This window comes from Salidesulfovibrio brasiliensis JCM 12178, assembly GCF_001311825.1.
In the GTDB taxonomy this organism is placed as follows: domain Bacteria; phylum Desulfobacterota; class Desulfovibrionia; order Desulfovibrionales; family Desulfovibrionaceae; genus Pseudodesulfovibrio; species Pseudodesulfovibrio brasiliensis.
The window spans coordinates 31118-43718 of sequence record NZ_BBCB01000018.1 but is presented as its reverse complement, the minus strand read 5'-3'; the positions used below and the strand labels follow the sequence as shown (position 1 = coordinate 43718).

At 58.5% G+C, this 12601-nt stretch carries 12 protein-coding genes and 1 pseudogene; 9 read left to right on the top strand and 4 right to left on the bottom strand.

Annotated features, from left to right (window positions below; genetic code table 11):
• Positions 1-52: 52 nt before the first annotated feature.
• The 4 genes from moaC to JCM12178_RS06995 all read right to left on the bottom strand — a co-directional run bounded on the left by moaC (position 53) and on the right by JCM12178_RS06995 (position 3290).
• A complete protein-coding gene (gene moaC, locus JCM12178_RS07010) occupies positions 53-544 on the bottom strand; it encodes a cyclic pyranopterin monophosphate synthase MoaC (protein ID WP_054650001.1) in 492 nt (163 codons plus the stop codon).
• A gap of 1 nt (position 545) precedes the next feature.
• Positions 546-1664, bottom strand: a complete 1119-nt coding sequence (dnaJ, locus tag JCM12178_RS07005) for a molecular chaperone DnaJ (RefSeq protein ID WP_054649999.1) — start codon at positions 1662-1664, stop codon at positions 546-548.
• Between the two features lie 115 nt (positions 1665-1779).
• Positions 1780-2013: a DNA-directed RNA polymerase subunit omega gene (gene rpoZ, locus JCM12178_RS07000; RefSeq protein ID WP_054649997.1), complete on the bottom strand. Its 234-nt coding sequence runs from the start codon at positions 2011-2013 to the stop codon at positions 1780-1782.
• A 20-nt stretch (positions 2014-2033) separates the two neighbouring features.
• Positions 2034-3290: a DUF4340 domain-containing protein gene (locus tag JCM12178_RS06995; protein WP_172677085.1), complete on the bottom strand. Its 1257-nt coding sequence runs from the start codon at positions 3288-3290 to the stop codon at positions 2034-2036.
• Positions 3291-3556: 266 nt separating this feature from the next.
• On the opposite strand from JCM12178_RS06995, the gene JCM12178_RS06990 reads away from it, so the two are divergent.
• The 9 genes and pseudogenes from JCM12178_RS06990 (at position 3557) to JCM12178_RS06950 (ending at position 12577) form a co-directional block, all read left to right on the top strand.
• Positions 3557-4291: a tRNA lysidine(34) synthetase gene (locus JCM12178_RS06990; protein ID WP_054649994.1), complete on the top strand. Its 735-nt coding sequence runs from the start codon at positions 3557-3559 to the stop codon at positions 4289-4291.
• Positions 4292-4421: 130 nt separating this feature from the next.
• On the top strand, positions 4422-5330 hold the full coding sequence (locus tag JCM12178_RS06985; RefSeq protein ID WP_054649992.1) for a M23 family metallopeptidase: 909 nt from the start codon (positions 4422-4424) through the stop codon (positions 5328-5330).
• Positions 5331-5465: 135 nt separating this feature from the next.
• Entirely contained in the window at positions 5466-6251 is a 786-nt protein-coding gene (gene fliR, locus JCM12178_RS06980) for a flagellar biosynthetic protein FliR (protein ID WP_054649990.1), read from the top strand.
• A gap of 2 nt (positions 6252-6253) precedes the next feature.
• A complete protein-coding gene (gene flhB, locus JCM12178_RS06975; protein WP_054649988.1) occupies positions 6254-7321 on the top strand; it encodes a flagellar type III secretion system protein FlhB in 1068 nt (355 codons plus the stop codon).
• A gap of 63 nt (positions 7322-7384) precedes the next feature.
• Positions 7385-9490, top strand: a complete 2106-nt coding sequence (flhA, locus tag JCM12178_RS06970) for a flagellar biosynthesis protein FlhA (protein WP_054649986.1) — start codon at positions 7385-7387, stop codon at positions 9488-9490.
• 21 nt (positions 9491-9511) lie between these two features.
• Positions 9512-10612 (top strand): flagellar biosynthesis protein FlhF, encoded by a 1101-nt coding sequence (locus JCM12178_RS06965; protein ID WP_054649984.1) that lies wholly within the window; start codon positions 9512-9514, stop codon positions 10610-10612.
• A gap of 15 nt (positions 10613-10627) precedes the next feature.
• Positions 10628-11454 (top strand): annotated as a pseudogene (locus tag JCM12178_RS06960) (MinD/ParA family protein).
• Complete coding sequence (locus JCM12178_RS06955; protein WP_054649982.1) at positions 11396-12181, top strand: FliA/WhiG family RNA polymerase sigma factor; 786 nt, start codon at positions 11396-11398, stop codon at positions 12179-12181. The pseudogene JCM12178_RS06960 and the gene JCM12178_RS06955 overlap by 59 nt, the downstream one beginning before the upstream one ends.
• Before the next feature lie 15 nt (positions 12182-12196).
• The gene (locus JCM12178_RS06950) at positions 12197-12577 is read left to right on the top strand and encodes a chemotaxis response regulator CheY (RefSeq protein WP_054649980.1); all 381 of its coding nucleotides are present in this window, start codon (positions 12197-12199) and stop codon (positions 12575-12577) included.
• Positions 12578-12601 lie beyond the last annotated feature (24 nt).

Here is a 12601-nt window from a genome sequence, read left to right as displayed (position 1 = left end):
AACAAAAAAGCCCGCCAGAAGACGGGCTTTTTAATACCAATAGTCATTCGAATCAGGCCGGAGACCAGCCGTTTTTGAAGGTGCCGGATTTGCCGCCGGACTTGTAGACCAGTTTGCATTCGTCGATGACGATATCTTTTTGGACGGCCTTGCACATGTCGTACATGGTCGCCGCCGCGATCTGGGCGGCCACGAGCGCTTCCATCTCGACTCCGGTCTTGCCGGTGGTGCGGACTTCGGCCTCAATGCCGACGGTGTGGTCCTCTTCGCGCACATCGAAACGCACGTCCGCGTAGTTGACCGGCAGCGGATGGCACATGGGAATGAGGTTGTGGGTCTGCTTGGCGGCCATGATTCCCGCGATCTTTGCTGTAGCGAGCACATCGCCTTTGGGCAGCGCGTCGCGCACGAGCATGTCGAAGGTTTCTTCGTTCAGTTGGACGCGACAGCGAACAACGGCCACGCGTTTGGTCTCGCCCTTGTCGGAAACGTCCACCATGCGGGCATTGCCGTCAGCGTCCATGTGGGAAAAACCGCCTGCCATGCTATTCACCCATGACCCTGTCTTTGGCTTTTTTGAAGAAGTCCTTGGCACGCTTCATGGGTTTGTTGTCCTCGATCTCCTGAAACTCGCGGAGCAGTTCTTCCTGCCGCTTTGTGAGCTTGCGGGGGGTGAGCACTTTGACCTGAACGAGCAGATCGCCCTTGTGGGGGCTACCGAGATGCGGCAGGCCGAGGCCGCGAAGTCGGAATACCTCGCCGCCCTGCGTGCCTTTGGGGATATCGAAATTGATGGGGTCATCCAGGGTGGGGACTTCGATGCGGTCGCCGAGAGTAGCCTGCACGAAGGTAATGTCCTGCTGGAGAATCAGCGTGGTTCCCTGCCGTTCGAAAATCTCGTCCGGCTCCACCTGAACGACGACGTAGAGGTCGCCCGGGGGGCCGCCATTCTCGCCCATTTCGCCTTCGCCGCGCAGGCGCAGGCGGGAGTTGTTGTCAACTCCTGCCGGGATGCGCACGCTCAGCTCGCGGTCCTCGATGACCGAGCCGCGCCCGTGGCAGTTGTCGCAGGGGGTGGTGATGATCTTGCCCTTGCCGTGACAGCGGGGGCAACCGACAGCGATTCGGAAAAAGCCCTGCGCCTGCTCGATGTGGCCGGAGCCGTGACATTCGGGGCAGGTTTCCGCAGAGGTTCCCGGAGCAGCGCCGCTTCCATCGCACTCGGAACAGGGCACATCCTTGGGCAGGGTGATGTCGACTTCGGTGCCCTTGGCCGCGTCGCGGAAGGAGACGCTCAGATTGTAGCGCAGATCCGCGCCCGCACGGGGACGGTTGCCGCCGCCGCGACGTCCGGAGCTGAATCCAAAGAATTCGCCGAAGATGTCGCTGAACGCGCCAAAGATGTCTTCGGTGTTGCTGAACCCTTCGAAGCCGTTTCCGGCCACGCCTTCATGGCCGAAGCGATCATAGCGCTCGCGCTTTTCCCTGTTGCCGAGCACTTCGTAGGCCTCGGCTGCTTCCTTGAATTTTTCCTCGGCTTCTGGATCGTCGGGGTTCCGGTCGGGATGATACTTGAAGGCCAGCTTGCGGTAGGCCGACTTGACTTCATCCCCGGAGCATTCCCGGGAGACGCCAAGGATCTCGTAATAACAGCGTTTGCTCATGCCCTCTCAGCCTGATGCTTTCGTTCGTTTTTTGCCGATTCAGCGTGTCCAACGCGAAAACCGCTCATGCACGGCGTGGCGCACGAACGGTCGCAGAGTCGGAGCCGCCGTACAGCTATGCGTCGTCCTGATCGGCCTCGATGGCGTGCTCGATTTCATCGAGCGGCCGTTCAGGCAGCACTTTTCCGGCAGCGATTTCACGCAGCGCGGTGACGTTTTCCTTGTTTTTGGAGTCCACCAGAGTCTGGTAACCTTCGCGGTACTGTTTGACACGCTTGATGGTCATCTGGGTGATCAGGAAGCGGTTGCTGACCTGTGCAAGACAATCTTCAACGGTGATTCTTGCCATTGTTCGTTTTCTCCTGTCTGTTATGCGTCCGGACGACCAGAGGCCGTGCCGCGCGCAGGAAACAACCCGCGCAAGTCCTCGACGATCTGACTCGGAACGGGATAATAGAGTCCCCCGCCGTTGCGAAGCCATATCTGGCCTTCGGGCAGGCTGGGGTCCTGATAAAAATACAGGGACGCGAGCGGTTCGCCGTTTTCGTCCCGCAGGACGCAAATCATGGACTCGCGCAGTTCCCCGGATATCCGCTCAAGCGGCATCGCCTCGAACTTCATTTCATTAAGTCGCCAGAGGGACATGTCAATGCCCATGACGTCATTTTCACCTGCAGGCTCGCTCCAGCCCTTCTCGGTGCGCTGCGCCACGCGGGTCACGTTGTCGAACGTCAGCGCAACGCTGTGAATCTTGCCGATCTCGAGATCGACCACACGGCGGCCCTGCATGTCGAACGGCGTGCGCACGATCTGGGAAACCACAGTTCTATCCAGATCAAACGAAACCGGCTGCCATGACGACATGCCGAGGAACGGTGCGGAGCCGATTCCCCGATAGAGGTCCAACCGCTCGGGATCGCCCTTTTCCGCTTCCACCAGCACGGTCAGGTGCGGATGTCGGTCGGGGACGCTTTCACCGGGCAACAACCTGCCAGCACGAATCTGCGACAGGGATTCTACATAAAGACGCACCTCGGGCAGCGAAGCGGGCTTGCCCTTGAGGTATCCCGGCAATTCGAACACGAATTCCTCGCCCTCGCGCACGAGCTTCCACCCGGCGCCGTACCGCATGACGAGCTGCACGCTCTTCACGTCATCCAGAGACATGTGCGGCAATAGCCGCAGATCCTCAAAATAGGACAGCGGCTTATCCAGAAAGCGCAGGCTGGCTGCATCGGCCTGATAGATGCCTCCGCCCCGGACATTGGTCCAAAAATAGACGCGTTCCATGGCAGTATCAAGCGAGCCGAACCTGAACTGGATGCGGCCGTCACCCTCAAGAATGAGCGTCAGCTTTGCCGAAGGGTCATCAAGGCCGAAACCGAGCTTACCGGCCACGGGCTCACTGTCTGCGGAAACGGAACGGCTGTTGTTCAGCGCATCAAGCAGGGATTTGACGCGTGTGATGTCTGCACGGGTGCGGACATTGCCGCGCACGGCATTCCAGCCGTCGCCGTCGCGTTCAATGCGAAAAACCCCGTGCGGGCCGTCGATGACCACGGCGGTAACGTCTGCCGACTCCACGGAGAGCCAGTTATCAACGCCTCCCGCGCGGTCTACGGACACGAGAAAATGATATCCCCCCGCTACGATCAATGCCGCAACGGCCAGGATGAGTATGGTCAGTGTCAGACCGATCCTTTTCAAAGGACTCGCTCCTTACGCCTTAGGACAAGGGGATGGGCAAAAAAAACAGCCCCTCGCAATCGGGGCTGCCGAGCCGTCTTCCCGTTGCTTCCGGGAAGCGAATCCAATACCCCCACGGACCTTGCAAGTCAAGAACAAATCGACTACCACGCCCTTTCCGACTCTCGTCAAGGAGGTATACCACAATGGGCTCATGGGGCAAACTCTCCTATGCGCAGAACCAATGCGTAAAGGCAACCGGCAAACTCATGCAGGGGCTGGACATGGTCCGGCCGGGCGCCCGCATCGGCATCGCCGCCTCCGGCGGGGTCGACAGCTTCCTGCTGCTCAAGGTCATGCTCATCCGTCAGGCGATCATGCCGTTCGACGTGGAAATCATGGCTCTGCACATCAACCCCGGCTTCGAGCCGGAAAGCCACGCACCCCTGATCGATTGGTGCGCGAAAAACGGCATGGCCTCGCACATCGAACTCACGGACTTCGGCCCACGGGCCCACTCCGAAGAGAACCGGAAAAAGTCACCCTGCTTCCTGTGCGCATGGAACCGCAGGAAACGGCTTTTTGAACTCTGCGACCAATACAACCTTACGCACCTCGCGCTCGGGCATAACGCGGATGACAACGTTGCGACCTTTTTCATGAACATATTTCAGAATGGCCGGGCCGAAGGAATGTCAGCATGTGAAGACTTCTTCGGCGGCAAACTGAAAGTCATCCGCCCGACCATGCTCCTTGAGAAGAAAACCGTCATCAAAGCCGCGAAACAATGGGAACTTCCCATATGGGAAAACGTCTGCCCGTCAAACGGCAGCACCCGGCGGGACGATGTCATGGGATGGCTTGAACAGCGCTGGCACGGAGACAAGCGGATTCGCAGCAACGTTTTCAACGCCGTCACCCGCTTCGGAATCGACCTGTAATCGGTGGGAATGTCCTTGGAAACAGAGGATTTCCCGCCCATCAGGGTTGACAACATGAGAAGTCTAGACTATCCGTGGGTAGTGGCTTTTTATGCCCAAAACACTAAACTGCAATGGACGTGAGCGCTCAATGCTGTTCAAAAAGTACCATATCGTTATTTTCAAGGACAAACAGGGAACCTGCCGTAAAGTAGGACTGCGCGGCGGGGTGTTCCTCTTGTTCATCTTCCTCTTTGCAGGCATGGCCGCAGGAAATGTCTTTCTGTGGCAACGCTATGCGCAGAGCATGAAGGTTGAAAAGAGTCTCAGCCTTGCCGAAAAAACGATCCATGAACAAAAAACACAGTTGCTCGGGTTGGCACAAAAGCTCGGAGCACTGCAAAAGAGCCTCAGCCGCATTCACGACTTCGATTCCAAGCTGCGCGTCATGATCGACCTCGATCAGGACAGCAGTCAGACCGTCACCCCCAAGGGCGGCATTCAAAGCGAAACATTTTCCAACGGCTACTTGCCGCTTTACCGTCAGGAGCTGCTCGCCAGAAAGATGCACAGCTTCCTGAAGCAGCTGAATGTGGAAGCCCGCCTCGAAGAGGTCAAACAGCAGGAGATTCTGGCGCAGCTTCGCGAAAAGAACGACCTGCTCGAATCGACCCCTTCCATCTGGCCCACCACCGGTTGGGTGACGTCTCCCTTCGGCTGGCGAACCTCTCCCTTCACGGGCAAGCGCGAGCACCATCCCGGCATCGACATTTCCGCCCCTCCGGGCACTCCCATCTACGCCCCCGCAAAGGGCAAGGTGATTCTTTCCGGCAACAGGCACGACGGTTACGGCGTTCAGGTCAAGCTGTATCACGGCGGCAACACCGTCACCCGTTACGCGCACATGAAGCGCAGTGCCGTGAAACAGGGCCAGGAAGTGACCCGCGGGGAACTCATCGGATACGTGGGCAACTCGGGCCGCAGCACCGGCCCGCACCTGCACTACGAAGTGCGCAAGGCCGAAGTTGCGGTGAACCCAATGAAGTTCATCCTGAACTAAGGCCAGACAGACTCGACATCAACGGGCCCTCCGATGCTTCATGCCGGGGGGCCCGTATTCGTATACGCCCCGCAACAGCGGGACGGCCCGCCTGAAAAAAACGGGCGTGGCCCACCTTTTGCTTAGGTTTCGGGAATGGATATTTTTCATTTTAGCGCAGATGACATGCTCAGCCTGATTCTGACGTTTCTCAGGATCAGCATCGTGTTATACCTGCTCCCCTTCTTCGGAGGCCGCTCCATTCCGAAAACCGTCAAGGCGGCGCTCCTGCTTGTGCTGACCTTTGCGGTCTGGCCGCAGCTTTCGTTCCCCGGTTCCATGATGCCAGCCAGCCCCTGGGAACTGCTTGTGCTCGTGCTCGGCGAAGTGCTGCTCGGCCTGATCCTCGGCATGATGGTCCGCATTCTCATCGCCGCCGTGCAGACCGGCGGACACATCATCGGGTTCCAGATGGGATTTGCCATGGTCAACGTCATGGACCCGATCACCGGCGTCAACGAGGCGGTAACTGCGCACTTCCTTTACATGTGCACCATGCTCACCTTCCTCACCCTCAACGGGCACCTGTATCTGCTCAAGGCCATCGGCCAGAGTTTTGAATTCATCCCGCCCGGTGGGCTGTTGCTCACGTCCGACATGGCAAACCAGATTTTCTCGTTCTCCTCACTCATGTATACGCTGGCTATCAGAATCGCCGCTCCGGTGCTCGGCGCGGTGCTCATCGTCGACCTTGCTCTCGCGCTCATTGCCCGCGCCGCACCTCAAATGCATATCCTCGTTGTCGGCCTGCCCATCAAGATCACCGTTGGCTTTATCTTCCTTACCTTCGTCTTCGGCATTCTGGCCCGGTATGTAGCCGACTTCATCCGCGGCATGGACGCCCTCTTCAACAACATACTCAGGCTCGGAGCCGGAATCTGACCATGGCAAAAGATCCGAGCAGAACAGAGAAGGCGACCCCGAAACAGCGCAACAAGCAGCGCAACAAAGGCAACGTCCCAAAAGGACAGGAGTTGACCAAGACCCTTGTCCTCGTGGCCGGCGTTTTCACGGTTCGCGCCCTATTCGAATACTTCTACACAGGGCTGACCAATACCTTTAAACACACATTCACAAAGCTCATTTTCATCAGCGAGCTGGACCAGCCGAAAGTCTATGAACTCTTCAAATGGGGTTCTGTCGTGCTGGCGAAGATGGTCCTGCCCGTCATGATAATCATGGCTTTCATTGCCTTCCTTTCGGAACGCCTGCAGGTCGGCCATCTCTGGACCTTTACTCCATTGAAGCCAAAGTTCGGAAAGGTGTTCAACCTGATGAGCGGGCTGAAGAAACTCATGCTCAGTCCCGAGGCTTTCATGCGTCTCGGCAGGAGCATCCTGCAGGCGATCGCAGTGGGCATTGCCCCGTATATCGTCATCAAACAGGAGATGCACAACCTCGTTCCGCTGTTCTACATGACTCCGGAAGGGCTCTCGGCATACATCCTCTCCGTGGCCTACAAGATGCTCAAGTACGCAATGGTACCCATGATCATCATCGCCATCCTCGACTGTTGGTTCATGCGCTGGCGCTACGAGGAAGGAATCAAGATGACCAAGGACGAGGTCAAGGACGAAAGAAAGCAGGCCGAAGGCGACCCTGAAATCAAGCAAAAGCAGCAACAGAAGTTCATGGAATTCATGGCCCACCGTCTTCAGGCAGAAGTCCCCAAAGCCGACGTGGTCGTGACCAACCCCACTCACTTTGCCGTTGCCCTGCGCTACAACGTCATGGAAGCCCCGGCCCCGATGGTGGTGGCCAAGGGCGCCGACAGACTGGCGGAAATGATCAAGGACATCGCCCGCGAAAACAATGTTCCCATCCGCGAAAACAAGCCTCTGGCACAGGCCTTGTATAAGCAGGTTGAGATTGGCGAAACAATCCCCGAGGAACTCTTTCAGGCAGTTGCCTCAATCCTGGCCCAACTGGACAAATTCCAGACAGGACGCTGAGTTTCAGGGGATTCGACACCAAGACAAACGACTCAACCAGCCTAGACAAGGGGTGTCAAAAATATGTCCCAGAGCGAATCCAGCAGCATCCTGAACCTCGATTATGAGAAGTTCGCCAAGCAGGGCGACATAATGCTGGCGGCAGGCGTTGTGGTCATCCTGTTCGTCATGCTGATCCCGGTGCCTACCCCCTTCATCGACTTCATGCTGACGGTCAGCATATCGTTGGGCCTGACCGTGCTGGTCACGTCCATGTTCATGACCAGTCCGCTGGAGTTCTCGATTTTCCCGTCACTCCTGCTGGTGACCACCATGCTCCGGCTGGCATTGAACGTCGCCACCACCCGAACCATTCTGCTGCACGGGGACGAAGGCACCTCGGCGGCGGGTTCGGTCATTCAAAGCTTCGGTGAGTTCGTTGTCGGTGGTAACTACATCATCGGTGTGGTCATCTTCATGATCCTGTTCATCCTGAACAAGGTCGTCATCGTCACAGGTACCACGCGTATCGCGGAAGTCGCCGCACGATTCACCCTCGACTCTCTGCCCGGTAAGCAGATGGCCATCGAGGCCGACCTCAACGCGGGACTGATCGACGAGGACGAGGCCACCCAGCAGCGAGAATACATTCGCCGCGAAGCAGACTTTTACGGCGCAATGGACGGTGCGGGCAAGTTCGTCTCCGGGGACGTAACCGCAGGCCTTATCATTACCGCGGTCAACATCATCGGCGGCTTCTTCATCGGCGTCTTCCAGAAGGACATGTCCTGGATGGACGCGGCCCAGACTTACACTCTGCTGACAATCGGTGACGGTCTGGTCTCCACTATCCCCTCGCTGATCATTTCCACCTCCGCCGGTATCATCGTCTCCCGCGCAGCCGCGGAAGCCAAGATGGGCGAAGAATTCCTCGGCCAGCTGACCTATCACCACAAGGCCCTGCGCCTCGTGGCCGGCATCCTGACCGTGTTCGGCATTGTCCCGGGCATGCCCACCCTGCCGTTCCTGTTCATGGCCGTCATCGTCTTCGGACTCTCCGAGCTCTCCCGCCGCCAGCAGGAAGCCATGGGACTGGACGAAAAGGACAGCTCCAACGGCAAGGCCGAAGAGATGCCGACCCTCGACTCTCCCGAAGAAGTGCAGGCGCTGCTGCCGCTGGACGAACTCGAGCTGGAAGTGGGCTACGGCCTCATCCCGCTCGTGGACGAAGACCAGAACGGCAACCTGCTCTCCCGCATCCGCTCCATCCGCCGACAGTTCGCGCTGGACATGGGCGTGGTCATCCCCTCGCTTCATCTGCGCGACAACCTGCAGCTCAAGCCCGGCGAATACCGTGTGCTCATCAAGGGCAACCCGGTGGCCACAGCGGAACTGCTCATCGACCATTATCTGGCCATGGACCCGGGCGATGCCAAGCACCGTATCGACGGCGTGGAAACCGTGGAGCCCGCATTCAATCTTCCGGCCGTCTGGGTGCCCGAAGCCCAGAAGGAAGAAGCCATGCTGGCAGGCTACACCGTGGTGGACCCGGCAACGGTCATCGCCACCCACCTCACCGAAGTCTTCCGCCGCAACCTCTCGGAATTCCTCGGCAGGCAGGAAGTGCAGGACCTTTTGGACAACCTCTCCAAGCGCGCCCCCAAGGCGGTGGAAACGCTGGTTCCCGGCCTGCTGCCCCTCGGCGTGGTCCAGAAGGTGCTCCAGCACCTCGTGGACGAAAACGTCTCCATCCGCGACCTGCTCACGGTCGTGGAAACCCTCGGCGACTACGGCCCTGCCACGCAGGACCCGCAGCAGCTCACCGAGTATGTGCGCTCCAAGCTCGGCCGCACCATCGTCAAGCCGTATCTGGGCGAGAACAACAACCTGCCCATCCTGACCATGGCCCCGGATCTGGAGCAGACGCTCTCCACCGCCATCCGGCCGGTCGAACAGGGCGGCTACCTCGCCCTCGAGCCCAGCGTCGCGCAGCAGATGATACAGAACATCAACGCGACCCTCGAAGGCACCTTCATCAGCGACGGACAGCCCGTGCTGCTGACGACCCCGCAGATCAGGCCGCATCTGGCCACTCTGCTGACCCGGTTTATTCCGACGCTTCCGGTCATCTCCCAGGCGGAGATTCCGGCGGACATTCAGCTCGAAGCCGTTGCAACCGTAGACCTGTAGAACTGACAGAGCGAGCCAGCCATGAAGATGAAGACATTCAGAGCCGCCAGCACCCCTGCCGCCTTTGCCAAGGTCAAGGCCGAACTCGGTGACGACGCCGTGATCCTCTCCAACCGCACGGTGGACGAAGAAGGCGCACGCGTCTGCGAAGTCGTCGCCGCCGTCGACCCCGACCACGGCCAAAAGCCCAAGGCGGCTGAACAGCCCACCCAACAGGCCGCGGCAACCCGTGATACCTTTCTTGACACCGCCATGAACGACGCGGTGGGCTGGCAAAAGGAATGGGGCCAGATCAAGGGGCACCTCATGGCCCTGCTCAAGCCGCAGATGCGCCTCGACTCGCTGGCGCCCCGGCAGCGGTTGGCCCTGGAATACCTCGAACGCGAAGGCGTTGGTGAAGAGGTGCTGCTCAAGGTTTTCTGCGACCTGCGCGAATCGCCCGAATCACCCATCCTGCCGGTCATGGACCGCATGGCCTACACCAAGGCTTTCGGCAACGGCACGTGGCGACGCCGCATCCACGCTTTCGCCGGTCCTCACGGCTCCGGCAAGACGTCCGCGCTCATCCGGCTGGCCCTCAAGGAAAAAAAGAACCGGCCTGACGCCCGCATCTGCCTCGTTTCCGCAGACTCCGGACGCGGCAAGGGCCGCATGGTGCTCAAGCACTACGCGGACCTCTCCGGACTGGCCTTCCGGGAGATGAATTCCCGCGAGGACTGCCGGGACGTCATGAGCGAAGCGTCCCAGTTCGACGTAATGCTTATCGATCTTCCCGGAATGAATGGAAAAGCGACCCTCTCCGACTGGATGGACATCATGGGTCTCTCCAGCGAGGAGGACGTGGCAGTGCATCTGGTGCTGAACCCGTATTACGCACAGCCGCAATACGAGATGTTTCTCAAAAAATATGAATGTCCAAAGCTTGCAAGCGTTATCTGGACGAAACTCGATGAAGCCTGTACATTCGGTGCCATACTGAACGTGGCGCATGCCACCGGTCTGCCGGTCTCCGCGTTGTCGTTTGGCAACGGGCTGAAGAACAGCATCGCCCCGGCTGACAGAGACAGCCTCTGGCGACTGATCTTCAAGCGTCAGTTTCCCGGCACCGGGAACAAGCAGTAAAGGAGCGCCCATCCGATGAACCCGAACTTCCCCATGGTCCTTTCGGTCACGTCCGGCAAGGGTGGCGTGGGAAAAACCAATATCTCCACCAATCTGCCTACACGCTCGCCAAGTCGGGCAAGAAGGTCATGCTTCTTGACGCCGACCTCGGACTGGCGAACGTGGACGTCATTCTCGGCCTTGCGCCGGAATACAACATGTTCCATCTGTTCCACGAGAACATGACGCTGGACAAAATCCTCATGGAAACCCCCTACGGATTCCGGATTCTTCCGGCCTCCTCCGGGGTGAGCGACATGGTCAGCCTCAGCAGAGGACAGAAACTCGACCTGCTCGACGCCATGGATACCCTCGACGACGACCTCGACTACCTCATCGTGGACACCGGCGCGGGCATCAACGATAACGTACTCTATTTCAATCTCGCGGTTCAGGAACGCCTGCTGGTCCTGACCCCGGAACCCACGTCCCTGACAGACGCCTACGCGCTCATCAAGGTGCTCAAGCTGCATCACGGCGTAGAGCGCTTCCGTGTGCTGGTCAACATGGTCAAGGACAAGCGGGCCGCCAAGGAAGCATACGTAAAGCTTTTGAATGCTTGCGACCATTTCCTTGACGGGATATCATTGGATCTCGTGGGATTCATCCCGTACGACCCGAACGTGAGAAAGGGCGTCATCAGCCAAGTGCCCTTCTGCCACGCGACACCGAGAAGTCCCGCCAGTCAGGCCATTGTTCAGGCCGCTGGCAGCATAGAAAACTGGAAGGCCGAACCGAATACCGATGGCAATATCAAGTTCTTCTGGAAAAAGCTCCTCTTCCAGGAGCAATCCGTGGCGTGAACTCGAGTCGGGTGAGCGTGCGTGGGACGAGTTCACGGAACGTGAACGCGAAGACCTCGTGCGCCATTTCGCCCCCAAGATTCGTATTCTCGCTCTCAGGATGAAGGCCAAGCTGCCGCAAAGCGTTGAGCTCGGAGAGCTCATCAGCGCCGGCAGTCTTGGGCTGCTTGACGCCCTCGGAAAGTTCAACCCCAAGCTCGGCATCAAGTTCGACACCTACTCCGAGAACCGCATCAAGGGCGCCATGCTGGACGAGCTGCGCCGCATGGACTGGTTCTCGCGCGGACTCAGGCAGAAAGTGAAGGTGCTGGAAGACGCCATGCGCCAGATCGAACACGAGACCGGCCGTCCGGCCACCAGCGACCAGCTCGTCGACCACACGGGACTGAGCGAAAAAGAGGTCCAGCACGGCCTTGAAGCGCTTCAAAACCAGATGTGCGTCAGTCTGGACGCCTTTAACGAGCATCTGGTGAGTAGAAACGGCCAGTCTGATGACGAACCATACCAGTCCGCAGCCTTTCAGGAACTAGTTGACAAAGTCGCCAATCTCATTGAGGAATTGACCCCGAGAGAAAAATTGGTCATATCTCTTTATTATGGCGAGGAACTGAACATGAAGGAGACCGCCGAGGTTATGGAAATCACCGAAGGCCGTGTCTCCCAGTTACACTCACAAGCACTCAAGAAACTCCGGACTCACTTCCGGGCACGATTCGAAAACGAATAAAAAAGGAGCATATCGATGAGCACCGATACCAACATGCGCATCCTCGTCGTTGACGATTTCTCCACCATGAGGAAAATCATCAAGAACATTCTCCGCCAGCTCGGCTACACGAACATCGTGGAAGCCGATGACGGCACCACCGCATGGGACGTCCTGAACAAGGACAACATCGACTTCATCGTCTCCGACTGGAACATGCCCAACATGTCCGGCATCGAACTGCTCCGCAAGGTCCGCGGCAGCGAAGAATACGCCGACGTGCCCTTCCTGATGGTCACCGCTGAAGCGCAGCAGGAGAACATCATCGAAGCCGTACAGGCAAAGGTGTCCAACTACATCGTCAAGCCGTTCACCCCCGAAACCATGAGCCAGAAGATCGACAAGATTTTCCAGTAGCCATAGGCTCCATGGGACGGTGAT

Coding starts and splice junctions, on each gene's coding strand:
- fliR (WP_054649990.1), top strand. CDS start 5,466: ATGGATATTTTTCATTTTAGCGCAGATGACATGCTCAGCCTGATTCTG.
- JCM12178_RS06985 (WP_054649992.1), top strand. CDS start 4,422: ATGCTGTTCAAAAAGTACCATATCGTTATTTTCAAGGACAAACAGGGA.
- rpoZ (WP_054649997.1), bottom strand. CDS start 2,013: ATGGCAAGAATCACCGTTGAAGATTGTCTTGCACAGGTCAGCAACCGC.
- JCM12178_RS06955 (WP_054649982.1), top strand. CDS start 11,396: ATGGCAATATCAAGTTCTTCTGGAAAAAGCTCCTCTTCCAGGAGCAAT.
- JCM12178_RS06990 (WP_054649994.1), top strand. CDS start 3,557: ATGGGCTCATGGGGCAAACTCTCCTATGCGCAGAACCAATGCGTAAAG.
- moaC (WP_054650001.1), bottom strand. CDS start 544: ATGGCAGGCGGTTTTTCCCACATGGACGCTGACGGCAATGCCCGCATG.
- JCM12178_RS06950 (WP_054649980.1), top strand. CDS start 12,197: ATGAGCACCGATACCAACATGCGCATCCTCGTCGTTGACGATTTCTCC.
- dnaJ (WP_054649999.1), bottom strand. CDS start 1,664: ATGAGCAAACGCTGTTATTACGAGATCCTTGGCGTCTCCCGGGAATGC.
- flhA (WP_054649986.1), top strand. CDS start 7,385: ATGTCCCAGAGCGAATCCAGCAGCATCCTGAACCTCGATTATGAGAAG.
- JCM12178_RS06965 (WP_054649984.1), top strand. CDS start 9,512: ATGAAGATGAAGACATTCAGAGCCGCCAGCACCCCTGCCGCCTTTGCC.
- flhB (WP_054649988.1), top strand. CDS start 6,254: ATGGCAAAAGATCCGAGCAGAACAGAGAAGGCGACCCCGAAACAGCGC.